A 15,751-nucleotide genomic window follows, 5' to 3' on the forward strand; every position below is an offset into this window, starting at 1 on the left:
TGGCGGCGGCGGCGCCGGCTCCGTCGAGGCGGTCCATGTTGGCTTCGGTGGCGTGGCCGGCGTTGGCGCCCTTGGTGGCTACTTCGCCTTCTTCTTCTTTGTCGAATTCGTCCCAGCTCAGCATGACGTGTCGTCTCCTGCGTGAGGGCTCAAAGGTGCCCGTGTGAAACCGGATAGTGGGGTGTTCACACGGCCCTGAGGCCGCGGTGGATCTTAAGGAATCGTTTGTTGCAGCAGCTCGCGCAGGCAAATAAACGGAAATTGCGTAACGGGTACTGCATGAGGCTTGAGGTGCGGAGCGGTAGGTGCAGGCTCCAGCGGAGGCCTCAGGTCTGGCTCTTCATCCCTGTGTAAAGGGATATTGCAGGCCCGATTTACCCGCGCATTATAGGGAAAAAAACGGGTTTGTGTTGTGGCGGATTGTCCCGGTGGGCGGACAAAAAGGTGGATATTTAGGCCAGAGTGAGGGATTACGGGGGGTTGGTGGGTAGGAAGTTTTTGACGGGAGGTGTCGGTATTTTACCGAGGGGGGAAGAGGTGATCAGGTTGTGGGTATTTGCGTTGCTCTGCGACGAGGAGCTCCCTTAAATTGCAGCAGTCAGCTACGTTGGGGAGGCAACTTGTTATGCGCACTGTTTCGATCATTGAGAGTGGAGAGGGTCAGACGATCCATTTGCTAGCGGATATGGCTTACGACGGGGTGGATGAGCTGGAAATTCTCAGGGAGGGGGACACAATTATTCTGAGGCCAGTCAGGCCCAGTTGGTTGTCGCTGGTCGATTTGCCTAAGGTGGATGAGGTTTTTTTTGCAAGAAAGGAAAGATGTCATTGAGCGTGTGAAGCCCGATTCGGGCGCTTAGAGCGGATTGCAGTGGTGCAGCATCTATCGTCTTCGCGAGCAAGCCCGCTCCCACATTTGATCTGTGGTGCATTCGAGGTGGGTTCTTGGCCGCAAGAACGATCTCCTGCGGCGACCAAGATCCGGGTTAAAGCTAAATAACGAAGTTATTACCCGTTAGAGCAACCATTCCCCATCACATGATAATTAAGAATATGACGCTGGCCTTGCGAGTCTTCATATTCCATCTTCACCGGTACTACTTCACACACTTGTGGAATGTCACTCATGGACACTACTTTGGCGACGTCCAGGTGGGTGCTGTAGGTGTAGTCCTCGACAATCGGCGCGTTGCCGCCAGCCAGCTCCGTCGGGGCTTCGTCGGCCAGGGCGGCGGTGGCGCACAGGCTGCTGAGGGCTAATACTACTAAAGCTTTCATTTCTCTATTTACCTTCTTCAGGGCGAAAGGGGTCACGGGGCCCTTGTGAGGCCACGTGTGTCACTTGAAAGTTGGGAAGTTCGGATTAACGTTGCCTTCGTGGGGGCTGTTACGGTGTTAATCACAGTGCCTTGGTTGGCGGAGTTGATTTTAGGCGCCCGGGTTATATTCATATACCCGTGGTTTTGATAAACACTTTTGACGGTTTTTGTAACAATCCCTCGATGGAGATTTTTTAAGCAGGCCGCCAAGCGCCACAGGACGCGGGCCAGAGCGGGATACCGGCATAGCTGGGCAATTTGTAGGGTCTTGTTACTACCATCGTCGAATGGTTCTATAGGCCTACCCCGGCTACAACAGGGGCCATACAACAACAACTATTGTCACCGAGGTAAGAAAGATGAGTGCGGCTTCCCTGTACCCCGTTCGTCCCGAAGTAGCAGCCAACACGCTGACCGACGAGGCGACCTACAAGGCGATGTACCAGCAGTCGGTGGTCAATCCCGATGGTTTCTGGCGCGAGCAAGCCAAGCGTCTCGACTGGATCAAGCCTTTCACCACGGTGAAGCAGACCTCGTTCGACGATCACCATGTCGACATCAAGTGGTTTGCCGATGGCACCTTGAACGTTTCCTACAACTGCCTGGACCGCCACCTCGCCGAGCGCGGCGACCAGATCGCGATCATCTGGGAGGGCGATGACCCTGCCGAGAGCCGCAACATCACCTACCGCGAACTGCATGAACAAGTCTGCAAGTTCGCCAACGCCCTGCGCGGCCAGGACGTTCACCGCGGCGATGTGGTGACTATCTATATGCCGATGATCCCCGAAGCCGTGGTCGCCATGCTGGCCTGTACCCGCATCGGGGCGATTCATTCGGTGGTGTTCGGTGGGTTCTCGCCGGAAGCCCTGGCCGGTCGCATCATCGACTGTAAGTCGAAGGTTGTTATCACGGCTGACGAAGGCATTCGCGCGGGTAAGAAGATTCCGCTCAAGGCCAACGTCGACGATGCCCTGACCAACCCGGAAACCAGCAGCATCCAGAAGGTCATCGTGTGCAAGCGCACCAATGGCGCGATCAAGTGGAACCAGCATCGCGACATCTGGTACGAAGACCTGATGAAAGTGGCGGGCACCGTGTGTGCGCCCAAGGAGATGGGCGCCGAAGAAGCGCTGTTCATCCTCTACACCTCCGGCTCCACCGGCAAGCCTAAGGGCGTGCAGCACACCACCGGCGGCTATCTGCTGTATGCGGCCCTGACCCATGAGCGCGTGTTCGACTACCGCCCGGGCGAAATCTACTGGTGCACCGCCGACGTCGGCTGGGTCACCGGCCACACCTACATCGTCTACGGCCCGCTGGCTAACGGCGCGACCACGCTGCTGTTCGAAGGTGTGCCGAACTACCCGGATATCACGCGGGTGGCGAAGATCGTCGACAAGCACAAGGTCAACGTCCTCTACACCGCGCCGACCGCGATCCGCGCGATGATGGCCTCGGGCACCGCCGCCTGCGAAGGCGCCGACGGCAGCAGCCTGCGCCTGCTGGGGTCGGTGGGCGAACCGATCAACCCGGAAGCCTGGGACTGGTACTACAAGAACGTCGGCCAATCCCGTTGCCCGATTGTCGACACCTGGTGGCAGACCGAAACCGGCGGCAACATGATGAGCCCGTTGCCGGGCGCCCATGCGCTCAAGCCGGGTTCGGCGGCGCGTCCGTTCTTTGGCGTGGTGCCGGCGCTGGTGGACAACCTGGGCAACCTGATCGAAGGTGCGGCCGAAGGCAACCTGGTGATCCTCGATTCATGGCCGGGCCAGGCGCGTACGCTGTACGGCGACCATGATCGTTTCGTCGACACTTACTTCAAGACCTTCCGCGGCATGTACTTCACTGGTGACGGTGCGCGACGTGACGAGGACGGTTACTACTGGATCACCGGGCGTGTGGACGACGTGCTCAACGTGTCCGGCCACCGCATGGGCACCGCCGAGATCGAAAGCGCCATGGTCGCCCACCCGAAAGTCGCGGAAGCGGCGGTGGTGGGGGTGCCGCATGACATCAAGGGGCAGGGCATTTATGTCTACGTCACCTTGATCGGCGGCGAAGAGCCCAGCGAGCAATTGCGCCTGGAGTTGAAGAACTGGGTGCGCAAGGAGATCGGCCCGATTGCTTCGCCGGACGTGATCCAGTGGGCGCCGGGCTTGCCGAAGACACGCTCGGGGAAAATCATGCGGCGCATTCTGCGCAAGATTGCCACGGCTGAATATGACGGGCTGGGGGATATCTCCACCCTGGCCGACCCGGGGGTGGTTGCGCAGTTGATTGAGACGCACAAGACCATGAACGTCGCGTAAGGCGGGGTAGGTGGGACAAAGCCCCATTCGGTGCAGGCCGGGTGGGGCTTTTTTATGGGATCTTGCACACAGTGAAGATCCCTTGTGGGAGGGGGCTTGCCCCCGATGGCAGTGGGTCAGTGGAGCATGTATCAGCTGGCACACCGCTATCGGGGGCAAGCCCCCTCCCACATTTGGATTGCATTTCAAGGCGTGTGCAGAGGGTGGTCTGACAGACCCGCATAACCAACAAGCCAATAAATATCGATTTGCGCAGTAGGATATTTCTGAATGTTACCGTCGAACGCAAATGTGTAACCCTGCGCCCTGGCATGAGGCGAACGGCTACATCCGCGCCCCGAAAAACCGCGTTTCAGACACCCCCGCAAATAAGATTAAACGCCACACTTGCCGTGCCAGAAGGGTTTGCGAATAATAGGCCCGCAATTTGCAGCATTAGCTGGTTTAATATCTTTTGTCTCTGCATAAAATTCAGAGGCTGTCAATGGGCTGGAACCGCTTTCTCGGTGCTTCTGTAAATTGTTGTCGCATTGAGGAAATATCGGCTTTCCGCCTGTCGTTAGAATGCCGATCACTCGCTCGTCGTCGCTGGCACTCTCTGGCGCAGGACGCTGCAACGCTATTCGGTTTCACCTTCGCCGCATCGTGGGCCATGGCTCATACTGCTGTTTTGCCCTATACCGATGGAGTCCCAAGATGAAGAAACTCGTGCTGTTGGGCGCCCTGGCGCTGTCCGTGCTGTCCATGCAGGCTTTCGCCGAAGGCAAGCCACTGAAGATTGGTATTGAAGCCGCTTACCCTCCGTTTGCCTCGAAGGCGCCGGATGGCAGCATCGTCGGTTTTGACTACGACATCGGCAACGCCCTGTGCAAGCAGATGGACGTGAAGTGCACTTGGGTCGAGCAGGAATTCGACGGCCTGATCCCGGCGCTGAAAGTGCGCAAGATCGACGCGATCCTGTCGTCCATGTCCATCACGGAAGACCGCAAGAAGTCCGTCGACTTCACCAACCGCTACTACCTGACGCCGGCGCGCCTGGTGTTGAAGGAAGGCACCACGGTCAGCGACAGCCTGGATGAACTCAAGGGCAAGAAGATTGGTGTGCAGCGCGGTTCGATCCACGATCGCTTCGCCAAGGAAGTGCTGGCCCCCAAAGGCGCCACGGTTGTGCCTTACAGCTCGCAGAACGAAATCTACCTGGACGTGGAAGCCGGTCGCCTCGACGGCACCGTGGCTGACGCCACCCTGCTGCAGGAAGGTTTCCTCGACACCCCCGCCGGCAAAGGCTACGCGTTCACCGGCCCATCGTTCACCGACGTCAAATACTTCGGCGACGGCGTAGGCATCGCGGTACGCAAGGGCGACCAGGAAAACCTGGACCGTATCAACGCCGCTATCGCAGCGATCCGTGCCAACGGCGAGTACAAGAAAATCCAGGACAAGTACTTCAACTTCGACATTTACGGGCCTGAAGCCAAGTAAATCGTCGCAGCTGTCTGTCTGAAATGGCGCAAGCAACAGAACACTCTGAAGTTTGCGCCATTTTTTCATCCCCCTTTTCGAGGACCTGAATCATGTTGAAAGGCTACGGGGCCGTTATCCTCGATGGCGCATGGTTGACGCTTCAGCTCGCCTTGTCGTCCATGGCCCTGGCCATTGTTCTGGGTCTGATCGGGGTCGCGTTACGCCTGTCGCCGGTGCGCTGGTTGGCCTGGCTGGGTGACTTGTACTGCACGGTGATCCGCGGGATCCCCGACCTGGTGCTGATCCTGCTGATTTTCTACGGCGGTCAGGACCTGCTCAACCGCGTCGCGCCGCTGCTCGGCTACGACGACTATATCGACCTGAACCCCCTGGCCGCCGGTATCGGCACCCTGGGTTTCATCTTTGGCGCCTACCTGTCGGAAACCTTCCGCGGCGCCTTCATGGCCATTCCCAAGGGCCAGGCTGAAGCCGGCCTGGCGTATGGCATGAGCAGCTTCCAGGTGTTTTTCCGGGTGATGGTGCCGCAGATGATTCGGCTGGCGATCCCCGGTTTCACCAACAACTGGCTGGTTCTGACCAAGGCGACTGCGCTGATTTCAGTGGTGGGCCTGCAAGACATGATGTTCAAGGCCAAGCAGGCGGCCGACGCCACCCGCGAGCCTTTTACCTTCTTCCTCGCAGTGGCGGCGATGTACCTGGTGATTACCAGCGTGTCGTTGCTGGCCCTGCGCTACCTTGAGAAGCGCTACTCGGTAGGCGTAAGGGCGGCTGATCTATGATCTTCGACTACAACGTCATCTGGGAGGCCATGCCGCTGTACCTCGGCGGCCTGCTGACCACCCTCAAACTGCTCGCCATCGCACTGTTCTTCGGCCTGCTCGCCGCCTTGCCCCTGGGCCTGATGCGCGTGTCCAAGCAGCCGATCGTCAATGGTGCGGCGTGGCTGTACACCTATGTGATTCGCGGCACGCCGATGCTGGTGCAGCTGTTTTTGATCTACTACGGGCTGGCCCAGTTCGAAGCGGTGCGGGAAAGCTTCCTGTGGCCGCTGCTGTCCAGCGCTACGTTCTGTGCGTGCCTGGCGTTTGCGATCAACACCAGCGCCTACACCGCCGAGATCATCGCCGGCAGCCTCAAGGCCACGCCCAATGGCGAGATCGAAGCGGCCAAGGCCATGGGCATGTCGCGCTACAAGCTGTACCGCCGCATCCTGTTGCCTTCGGCCCTGCGCCGCGCGCTGCCGCAGTACAGCAACGAAGTGATCATGATGCTGCAGACCACCAGCCTGGCCTCCATCGTCACCCTGATCGATATCACCGGTGCCGCGCGCACGGTGAACGCCCAGTATTACCTGCCGTTCGAAGCCTATATCACCGCCGGCGTGTTCTACCTGTGCCTGACATTCATCCTGGTGCGCCTGTTCAAGTTGGCCGAGCGCCGCTGGCTGAGCTACCTGGCTCCACGGAAGCATTGATATGGAACGTATCGATCACCTGTTGCCCTGGGGTCACCTGGGCTGTGAACGCCAGCTGAGCGTGTTTCGTTTCGGCAGTGGCGAGCGCAAGGCGTATATCCAGGCCAGCCTGCACGCCGATGAGTTACCCGGCATGCGCGCGGCCTGGGAGCTGAAAAAGCGCCTCACCGAACTGGAACAGCAAGGCGCGCTTAACGGCGTGATCGAGTTGGTACCGGTGGCCAACCCGATGGGCCTGGGCCAGTTGCTGCAAGGCAGCCATCAGGGCCGTTTCGAGGTGGGCAGCGGCAAGAATTTCAACCGCGATTTCGTTGAGCTGAGCGAGCCGGTCGCCGAGCGGCTGCAAGGCAAGCTGGGCGATGACCCCCATGCCAATGTGCGCATGATTCGCCAGGCCATGAGCGATGTGCTCACGGCCTTGCCCGCGCCGAGCAGCCAGTTGCAAGGCATGCAACGTATCCTGCTCAGCCATGCCTGCACCGCCGACGTGGTGCTCGACCTGCATTGCGACGCCGAGGCCGCGCTGCACATGTACGCACTGCCCCAGCACTGGCCGCAGTGGCGCTCGCTGTCGGCGCATTTGCATGTGAAGGTCGGCCTGCTCGCGGAAGATTCCGGCGGCAGTTCGTTTGATGAAGCCTGTTCGTTGCCCTGGCTGCGTTTGTCGCGCACGTTCCCCGACGCGCAGATTCCACTGGCCTGTCTGGCGACGACGCTGGAGTTGGGCGGCCAGGCTGACACCGGTCGCGATGAAGCGATCTTCCACGCTGAAGGCATCCTGGCGTTTCTGGCCGAGCAAGGCCTGATCAAGGGCGAATGGCCGGCACCGCAACACGAAGCGTGCGAAGGCATGCCGTTCGAAGGCACCGAATTGCTGTTCGCTCCCCACGCCGGGGTGATCAGTTACCTGCGTAAGGCCGGTGACTGGGTCGAGCAGGGCGACCCCATTTTTGAAGTGATTGATCCCCTGGCCGACCGCGTGAGCATTATCTGCGCGGGTACGTCCGGGGTATTGTTTGCCGTTGAACGGCTGCGTTATGCCCAAGCGGGTTTCTGGCTGGCCAAGGTGGCGGGGCGCGAAGCGCTGCGTCACGGGCGCTTGCTCAACGACTGACCACCTGTTTTTGTGAGAACCGACCGCATGTACAAGCTTGAAGTCCAAGACCTGCATAAACGCTATGGCAGTCATGAAGTGCTCAAGGGCGTGTCCCTGGCCGCCGCAGCTGGTGATGTGATCAGCATCATCGGCTCCAGTGGTTCGGGCAAAAGTACGTTTTTGCGCTGCATCAACCTGCTGGAGCAGCCCCACGCCGGCAAGATCCTGCTCAACAACGAAGAGCTGAAACTGGTCGCGACCAAAGACGGCGCGATGAAGGCCGCCGACCCCAAACAACTGCAGCGCATGCGTTCGCGCCTGTCCATGGTGTTCCAGCATTTCAACCTGTGGTCGCACATGACCGCGATTGAAAACGTGATGGAAGCGCCGGTGCATGTGCTGGGCGTGTCGAAGAAAGAAGCCCGTGAAAAGGCCGAGCACTACCTGGCCAAGGTCGGTGTGGGCCATCGCAAGGATGCGTTCCCCGGCCACATGTCCGGCGGCGAGCAGCAGCGCGTGGCCATTGCCCGTGCCCTGGCGATGGAGCCTGAGGTGATGCTGTTCGACGAACCGACCTCGGCGCTTGACCCCGAGTTGGTCGGTGAAGTGCTCAAGGTGATGCAGGACCTGGCCCAGGAAGGCCGCACCATGGTGGTGGTGACCCATGAAATGGGCTTTGCCCGTGAGGTGTCGAACCAGTTGGTGTTTCTGCATAAAGGCATTGTCGAAGAGCGCGGCAACCCGCGCGAAGTGCTGGTGAACCCGCAGTCCGTACGGTTGCAGCAGTTCCTCTCCGGCAGCTTGAAATAGTCCTTTGCTGTTGGAGCTGCTTTATGTAGGAGGGGGCAAGCCCCCTCCCACATTTGATCACCATTGTTTTTGAGATTTGTGTCGGTTTACCGGCTAGCATTGGCCTCTGTCTTCATTACCGTTACTCGCTTCGGATAGCACTCCATGACCGCCCATAAAATTGGTTTCCTGATTTGGCCCAGCACAAAAGCACTCACGCTTGCGCTGGCTGAGGAGGCCTTGCGCGTTGCTCAGCGGGTGCATCCGGAGGTGGTCTACGAGTTATCGTTTCTACAGGCCGAGCCGCAAACCGAAGGGGCCTGGCAGTTGCCCGGCGAGCCGTGGGCCGGCAAGTTGGACGGCTTTCAGAAACTGTTCCTGCTGGCGGACGAGCCGCCCACCTTCATCGCTTCCCAGCTCAGCACTGCGCTCAAGCAACTGGTCCGGGCAGGGTGTGTGATCGGTGGATTATCGGCGGGCGTGTACCCGCTGGCCCAGCTCGGCTTGCTCGACGGCTATCGCGCCGCCGTGCACTGGCGCTGGCAGGACGATTTTGCCGAGCGCTTCCCCAAGGTCATCGCCACCAGTCATCTGTTTGACTGGGACCGTGATCGCCTGACCGCTTGCGGCGGCATGTCGGTGCTCGATCTGCTGCTGGCGGTACTCGCGCGTGACCACGGCGCCGAACTGGCCGGCGCGGTCTCCGAAGAACTGGTGGTAGAGCGCATCCGTGAAGGCGGCGAGCGCCAGCGCATCCCCTTGCAGAACCGCCTGGGTTCCAGTCATCCGAAACTGACCCAGGCTGTTCTATTGATGGAAGCGAATATCGAAGAACCGCTGACCACCGATGAAATCGCCCAGCACGTGTGCGTGTCCCGACGACAACTGGAACGCATCTTCAAGCAATACCTCAACCGCGTCCCCAGTCAGTACTACCTCGAATTGCGCCTGAACAAGGCCCGCCAGATGCTGATGCAAACCAGCAAGTCGATCATCCAGATCGGCCTGTCGTGCGGCTTTTCCTCGGGGCCGCACTTCTCCAGCGCCTACCGTAACTTCTTCGGCGCTACGCCGCGCGAAGACCGCAACCAGCGCCGCAGCAGCAGCCCGTTTGAATTGTCGTCGGTACCGTCCGAGCGCGGTTGATCGACCTCAGTCTTCGTCGGGGACAGGCCTGGCCACTACCAGGGGTCTGCCTTGATTGTCCACGGTGGCGGCCGCCACCTGGAAGTCCACGCCCGTGCGCTGATAGTACTGACGCAAGCGCAGCAGGCTTTGCGCCGACAGGGGGTTGCCGCTCAAATCGCTGTCGCCATTGAAGGCTGCCGAGGTCTCCAGCAAGTCCGCCGGTATCTCCTGGATGGCGTTGTTGCTCAAGTCCAGCGTTTGCAGTTGATCCAGGCCAAAGACGCCCTGCGGAACTTCGTTCAGTGCCGCGTTGCTCAAGTGCAGCGAGGTCAGTTCACGCAATGAGCTGATTTCAGGGGTAAGGCCCAAGGGGTTGTGGCTCAGATTGACGAACTCAAGTTCGGTCAGGGCGGTCAGCCTGCCACGGGTTTCGGGGGTCAATCGTATCGCGCATTCGGTCATGTCCAGCGTGGACAGCTTGGGCATGCGCTGGAGCGCCTCGGGCAGGGCGCCCAGGGAGCATTTGCTGAGCCTGAGTGTTTGCAGGTGGGTGAAGCTGCGCAACATCGTGTCGACGCCGGTCGTGGTGCCGTTCCCGTCCAGTTGGAGCAAGGTCACGTGGTCGAAGTTGGCGTTCAATGTTGGTAAATCGCCCATCACCGGAGTGTCGAGTATGACTTGATGGGTGAGCTCATCGTCCAGGCTGTCTTCATCCTCGGGGCTTTCTCGTCGCCAGGCCTGTTCCAGCAGTGTCTTGAAGTTGCGTCGCCTCAGTTGGTCCTGGGCACGGGTTTGTTCATCAATGGGTACATCCAGGATCGGATGGCGGTCCGGAACGGCCTGCACCCACAGTTGCAGGTCATTGCCCAGTTGTTCGTACTCGGCCGCCAGGTGCGTCAGCGTTGGGTCCACTGCCGCCAAGTCGCCGGGCAGGTGGAAGATGAAACGGTCTGCCTCGGTGTCGAGGAACGAGGGGTATAGCTGCTGCGTGCGCCGGCGTTGGGCCACGGGTGCCTGGGCGGCGAAGCTTTCGCCGGTGCGCTGGCAGTAGCGTTTGATCGACTCCAGGGCCTGGGGTGCCAACGGGTTTTCCGACAGGTCCAGGCCACTGGTGCTCGAGGCCGGCATGGAAAACAGCGCGTCGGGCAGTTGCTCGATAGCGTTTTTGCTCAAGTTGATCGACTGGCGTGGCGGGTCGCCCAGCAGGCTCTGGGGGACCTGCGTCAATCCGGTGTCCTTGAGTGAAATGCTGCTCAGTCTGGACAAGTGACTGAAGTCCGGGGTGTTTACCAGTGGATTGTGATCCAGGTTCAGGTATTCGAGGCGGCTCATGCCTTGCAACTTCGCGGCGCTGGCGGGGCTCAGTGCTATCGAGCAGCGTGGCAGTCCCAGTACGGTCAGTGCCGGCAGGTTGAACACCGGCGCCGGCATGTCGCCGAGCGCAACGTTTTCGAGGTGCAGGATGCTCAGGGCCGGGAAACTGTCGATCAAGGCCGTCGATTGCATTGGGCCGCCATTGCCTTTGATGGTCAGTGAGCCAACATGCTTGAAGCGCGCGCTCAGCGTGGGCAACTCGCCCGCCAGTGTTGCGGGGATTTCCAGGGCATGGACGAATTGAGTGTCCTGGGGGATTTCCCTGCGCCAGCTTCGTTCAAGCAAGGCGTTAAGCTGGCTGCGCCGGGTGGCTTCCGGGGGCGCCAGCTGCGGTTGTTGCGCCCAATGGTTGAGTTCTGACTGCAGCGTACCCAATTCCCCCGCCAATCTTGCCAGCTCGCGCTTACCCGCTTCCAGATTGCCTGGGAGGCTGTAGATAAACTGGTTGATCTTGTTGATGTCCAGCGAGGGGTACAGCTGTTGTGCGTCACGCACATCTACCGCTGGCGCATTGGCCTCCCAGTAGGTGCCATGTTGCTGATAGTAGGTTTTAACGCGCTCAAGGGTGGCCGATGACAGCGGGTTGTCAGACAGGTCGAAGGCAACGCTGGTATGTGAGGGCAGTTCGAACAGCGCCTCAGGTAATTCGCTGATCCGGTTGCCGCTGAGAAAGGCCGCGCTCAGGTCATTGCGGGTGAGCATGCCGGGAGGGAGGCGATCAATGCCGGTTTCGGACAGGTCCAGGGTGTTCAACTCGTTCATTGCTTCCACGCTGGGCACCCGGCCCAAAGGGTTTTTATGCAGGTCCAGGGTTTGCAGTTGGGTCAGCGAGGCGAGCCGGGTCTGGCTGTGGGGCGTCAGGGTGACGCTGCAGTCGCTCAGGCTCAGTACGTTCAGGCCGCGCATCTGAAACACGACCGGCGGCACGCTGCCCAAGGGAATACTGTCAACGCTCAGATGGCGCAGGCGGGGAAAGAGGGCCAGAAACCCGGCGGCGCCCTGTGTGTGGTGGCTGCCTGAGAGGGTCAGCATCGAGACGTGATCGAAGTTGGCCGATAGCCGTGGAAGTTCGCCGCGAATGTGATAGTGAAGGTTCAGCCGGTAGCCGTCGCGCGCAGGGTCTTCGAAGTAATCATCAACGGGCAGCTCCCGGCGCCAGCAGCGTTTGAGTTCAGTGGCAATGAGTTCGCGATTGCGTTGCTCGTACTGGCGCTGGCGCAGGCTGAGCAGGGAGCCGTGCGCGGGGTCTTGAAGCGGGATATTGCGTTGCCAGGTACTGAGGTCACGTTCCAGTTGGCGGTATTCGATGCCCAGCGCTTCCAGGCCGGCGAGCGCGCCACCTGTCTGTGAGTGCAAGTGGTTCACCAGCGTGGTCAATGGGTGTTCGCGAAGTTCGGGGTACAGGGCGCGCGCGCGGTCCAGCAGGCTCGGCGGGCCCAGCGGTGCCGGTGCCTGGGCACGGTAGCCGTTGTCGCTGCCTAACAGGCGCAGGGTTTCCGTGACGCTCTGCGGTTTGATATCAGGCGTGAGCAGCACACGCAGTTCATCGCGGGGCAATGAATGTTGCCGCAGGCGCCTCTTGAGTTCGGCGCCCTGGTGAATCCGCAGGTCGAGCTGATCGCGTTGTTGATCGGGCAGTGCACTCAAAATGGCCGAATACAGGTCCGTTTCACTCGAAAGCTCGCCCTGTTCGTCGCAGGGGATGTAGCGCCCTGCTTCGGTGCGCACCAGTGTGCGGTGAATGGGCGCATCGGTCGGGCCGATCTGCAGCCAGGTGGGGCCGGTGGGCGAGTGATGGCGAGCGTCGAACCGTATCTCGCTCGACCAGCCCGGCAGCAGGCGCAGGCTGTTCAATTCAAGGCGATCGGTGTCCAGGGGCGGCGGTGCGGCCAGGTGCTGCCCCTCGTAGGCGCGATTGACCCGTACTTCGCTCCATGCGGTGCGTGCCAGTTCGGCCAGGCGTGGCGGGGTGTTGCCGTCATGCAGGAGCGCAAGCTCGGCGCCGGTCATTTGGTTCACCAGGGTTTGCGCAACGCTTGCGGGCAATTCAGGTGTGGTGCTGAGCAATTGTTGGGTAAGGGGGGCGACGGAGGCCCGCAACGGTGCATAGCGCGATTCGAACAACGCGCTGCGCTGACGCTCGGCAATATCGGCCAGGCTATGGCGCAGCAGGCGGCTGCGGTTTTCCAGGCTCAGCTCGGGGTCGCTGGCGCGTTCATCGAATTGGGCGCGAATTTCCTCGGGGCCCAGCCCACGCAAGACGGTTTTGAGCAAGTCGCCGTTTTCCAGCTGGGCTTCGTGTACCTGGATCACCGGCACGTTCCTGTCGCCGAACGCCCAGGCGGTCTGGCCCTTGTCATCGATGATGCGCAACGCTTTGGTACGCGGCCATGGCCCGTGGGTGGTCAGCAACTGCAAGGTGTCTTGAGGGTCGATCTGGTGATGCACCGCCGGGTCGTCGCTGCGCAGCTGCTCGATCAGCCGTTGGAGGCTGCGGTCGATGCGCAGGCGGCTCAAGGTATCGTCCAGCAGGGGCGACAGGCGTTCGCTGTTGACGTGCATCTTGCGCACGGCGTCTTCGGGAACGCCGCTGATGTCCAGGGCCAGTTCCCGGTCCGCCTCGCTCAGTGCCTGGGCACTGTGCCCCAGCCGACGCAACAGCGTAGGTCTGTCCCACGCCAGCGGTTGTTCAAGCTCGGTATGCCAGGCGCCGGCCTGGTTGTGCCGCACCACGGGGCGGTAGGCTTCAGGACGGCTTGGGTGCTTGATGCGATAGAACTCGCTGTCGGCGTCTTTTTCCACGGAGTACAGCTTGCCTTCATGGGGCAAAATCGATTCCCTGCGCACCTCGTGCAGGCCCAACTCATTGATGCCGATGCGCGGCGGCAAGGCGGATGGATATTCGTAGGGCGCCAGGTCCGGTTTCCAGTAGCGTTGGGCGCCGTTGGCCAGGCTCACCGGTTTGAAGCTGTCGATGTACGCGAGGACGGGTTCGGGCAGCACTTTGCGCAATTCGGCCGGGCCAATCTGGCCGCCCACTGCGAAAGCCCCCATTTGCACCAGGGATTCCAGCACGCTCATGAGATGACCAAAAGCCTCCTTGCCCAGGCCTTCGGCCCAGTCGACGATGCCTTCGAACACGTCATCAAGCAGTTGATAGGCCATGTAGCCCAGCATCAATTCGCCCAGCCCCGGGACGAAGGGGGCCACCACCATCAGTGCGGCATTGAGGATTGAGGCCGCTACATCGACGAAAGAGTCCCACAGCCGCCAGCGCGCCTCACGATCGACGCTGGCGGTGGAGACCGCCAGCGTGCGGGCGTCGTTGAGGATCTTGTCGAGTTTGCGATGGTACAGGTGCAACCAGGGATCGCCCGTGATGGGCTGGGCATCAAACTGTAGCTTGGGGTCGTCGATGGGCGTGCTGCGCCAGGGCGCCTGGCCGCTGCCCTTGACCGGCGGGTGCCAGGTGATCCGTGCCAGATGCTGGCTCAAGCCGGAAAAAAACACCCCGAGTTGAGCGTGGGGCACGAAGCGGCTGAAAAAGGTTTGGTAGTCGCGGTCACGCAGTTGTCGGGTCAGCTCCTGCTTGAACGCCAGGGGTGACGCATATTCCTTGACGGGGTGCTGCGGATCATCGGGAACATACGCCACCAGGCGTTGCGGCGACCGCGGGCTTTCAAGCTCGGGGGCGAACAGTTGAATGCCCGTCAGCGCAATCCCCATCATGCGTAAATCCTGGCAGCGCAGGCGCGCGCCGTCGAGCCTGGGGTCGGGTGTGCCGGCGATCAAGCTTTCGATCACGTCAGCGTAGTCATCGCTGATATCTGCGTTGATCCGGGCCAATTGCAGGGCTGCCCGTAGAGCGGCTTTCTGGCTGGCATCGACCTTCAGGCGCAAGACCGCAGCGGCCACAGGGTTGGACATGCCCAGCGCTTCGTTGAGGTAGCGGGCGTAGCGGGCGCCGATATCCAGGTCACGGCACAGGCTGGTGAACGCCGGAATTGAAAGCACACGCTTGATCTGCGCCAGGGTGTCGAATTGGCCGCCGGTCGAGGGCTTTGTGATAAAGGTCGAGGCCGGTGCGTAGGCGTCGACCAGGGTTTCCTTGTGTTCGAAATTATGCAGGGCGGCGTCCAATAGCGAGACCGTCCAGGTTCGCGCTGCGCCGGAGCGTATCGAAAACCAGGGGATGTGATCGGGGATGTACAGGCGCAGATAGGTCGCCTCGACATCCAGCACCAGGTTGAAGTCGGCTTTGAGTGCCTGTTCGAGTATCGGCGTGGCGAACGCCTTGATGTCCTGCAGGCTTTGCAACCCCAGGTCTACGCTGTTTTGCGCCTCCCAGTGGGCGCCGGTCAGCCGCGCAAGTGCGGCCCGTTGTTCAGCGCTGCCCTGCAACTGCAGCGGCTGGACGGCTTTGAGCGCCTGGCGTTTGCTGGCAGAGGCATTGCCGAGCCAGGGGGGCAGGGTGCCGGTCAACAGTTGATAGTGGCTGTCAGGCAGGCGGGTATCGGAATAGTCGATGTTCGTCATGGAGCGGGTCCGTGCAAGTCATGAAGGCTTGCAGTTAACCAGCCGGTCCCGGGCGGCGAACTTTAGATAGTTAGCGCGTCGCCACCCTTTCACCGGATATCCTGACGCAAACCTGATGCACCGTTTAAACTGCGCCATTGCGACGCTATTTGTCGCATTGGCGTAAACCCCCGAAAAACGCGGGTTGGCGCTATAAGAAGTTGTCGCTTGGCGACAAGGCCCAGCCGAAAACTGT

General features: G+C 60.7%; 9 protein-coding genes. 7 read left to right on the top strand and 2 right to left on the bottom strand.

Annotation, left to right across the window (positions count from 1 at the left end):
* Positions 1-1,008 precede the first annotated feature (1,008 nt).
* Positions 1,009-1,278 carry a DUF2790 domain-containing protein gene (locus tag BFP90_RS02375; RefSeq protein WP_065884417.1) on the bottom strand — a complete coding sequence of 90 codons (270 nt, stop codon included), beginning with the start codon at positions 1,276-1,278 and terminating at the stop codon, positions 1,009-1,011.
* Between the two features lie 400 nt (positions 1,279-1,678).
* On the opposite strand from BFP90_RS02375, the gene acs reads away from it, so the two are divergent.
* The 7 genes from acs to BFP90_RS02410 all read left to right on the top strand — a co-directional run bounded on the left by acs (position 1,679) and on the right by BFP90_RS02410 (position 9,624).
* On the top strand, positions 1,679-3,634 hold the full coding sequence (gene acs / locus BFP90_RS02380) for an acetate--CoA ligase (protein ID WP_065892695.1): 1,956 nt from the start codon (positions 1,679-1,681) through the stop codon (positions 3,632-3,634).
* Between the two features lie 696 nt (positions 3,635-4,330).
* Entirely contained in the window at positions 4,331-5,116 is a 786-nt protein-coding gene (locus BFP90_RS02385; protein ID WP_065892694.1) for an ABC transporter substrate-binding protein, read from the top strand.
* Between the two features lie 92 nt (positions 5,117-5,208).
* Positions 5,209-5,898 (top strand): ABC transporter permease, encoded by a 690-nt coding sequence (locus BFP90_RS02390; protein WP_065895863.1) that lies wholly within the window; start codon positions 5,209-5,211, stop codon positions 5,896-5,898.
* On the top strand, positions 5,895-6,593 hold the full coding sequence (locus BFP90_RS02395) for an ABC transporter permease (protein WP_065892692.1): 699 nt from the start codon (positions 5,895-5,897) through the stop codon (positions 6,591-6,593). Before BFP90_RS02390 ends, BFP90_RS02395 begins: the two co-directional genes overlap by 4 nt.
* 1 nt (position 6,594) lies before the next feature.
* Positions 6,595-7,707 (top strand): succinylglutamate desuccinylase/aspartoacylase family protein, encoded by a 1,113-nt coding sequence (locus BFP90_RS02400; RefSeq protein WP_065895864.1) that lies wholly within the window; start codon positions 6,595-6,597, stop codon positions 7,705-7,707.
* Between the two features lie 27 nt (positions 7,708-7,734).
* Complete coding sequence (locus BFP90_RS02405) at positions 7,735-8,499, top strand: ABC transporter ATP-binding protein (RefSeq protein ID WP_065884422.1); 765 nt, start codon at positions 7,735-7,737, stop codon at positions 8,497-8,499.
* Between the two features lie 144 nt (positions 8,500-8,643).
* Positions 8,644-9,624, top strand: coding sequence for a GlxA family transcriptional regulator (locus BFP90_RS02410; RefSeq protein WP_065895865.1), 981 nt, complete (start codon positions 8,644-8,646; stop codon positions 9,622-9,624).
* A gap of 6 nt (positions 9,625-9,630) precedes the next feature.
* Here BFP90_RS02410 and BFP90_RS02415 read toward each other — a convergent pair whose 3' ends face one another.
* The gene (locus tag BFP90_RS02415; RefSeq protein WP_065895866.1) at positions 9,631-15,516 is read right to left on the bottom strand and encodes a dermonecrotic toxin domain-containing protein; all 5,886 of its coding nucleotides are present in this window, start codon (positions 15,514-15,516) and stop codon (positions 9,631-9,633) included.
* Positions 15,517-15,751 lie beyond the last annotated feature (235 nt).

Source organism: Pseudomonas sp. 24 E 13 (genome assembly GCF_900004715.1).
GTDB lineage: Bacteria > Pseudomonadota > Gammaproteobacteria > Pseudomonadales > Pseudomonadaceae > Aquipseudomonas > Aquipseudomonas orientalis_A.

What these genes read in the sequence shown, in the direction of transcription:
- BFP90_RS02375 (WP_065884417.1), bottom strand. Translation starts at nt 1,278, where the DNA reads ATGAAAGCTTTAGTAGTATTAGCCCTCAGCAGCCTGTGCGCCACCGCC.
- acs (WP_065892695.1), top strand. Translation starts at nt 1,679, where the DNA reads ATGAGTGCGGCTTCCCTGTACCCCGTTCGTCCCGAAGTAGCAGCCAAC.
- BFP90_RS02385 (WP_065892694.1), top strand. Translation starts at nt 4,331, where the DNA reads ATGAAGAAACTCGTGCTGTTGGGCGCCCTGGCGCTGTCCGTGCTGTCC.
- BFP90_RS02390 (WP_065895863.1), top strand. Translation starts at nt 5,209, where the DNA reads ATGTTGAAAGGCTACGGGGCCGTTATCCTCGATGGCGCATGGTTGACG.
- BFP90_RS02395 (WP_065892692.1), top strand. Translation starts at nt 5,895, where the DNA reads ATGATCTTCGACTACAACGTCATCTGGGAGGCCATGCCGCTGTACCTC.
- BFP90_RS02400 (WP_065895864.1), top strand. Translation starts at nt 6,595, where the DNA reads ATGGAACGTATCGATCACCTGTTGCCCTGGGGTCACCTGGGCTGTGAA.
- BFP90_RS02405 (WP_065884422.1), top strand. Translation starts at nt 7,735, where the DNA reads ATGTACAAGCTTGAAGTCCAAGACCTGCATAAACGCTATGGCAGTCAT.
- BFP90_RS02410 (WP_065895865.1), top strand. Translation starts at nt 8,644, where the DNA reads ATGACCGCCCATAAAATTGGTTTCCTGATTTGGCCCAGCACAAAAGCA.
- BFP90_RS02415 (WP_065895866.1), bottom strand. Translation starts at nt 15,516, where the DNA reads ATGACGAACATCGACTATTCCGATACCCGCCTGCCTGACAGCCACTAT.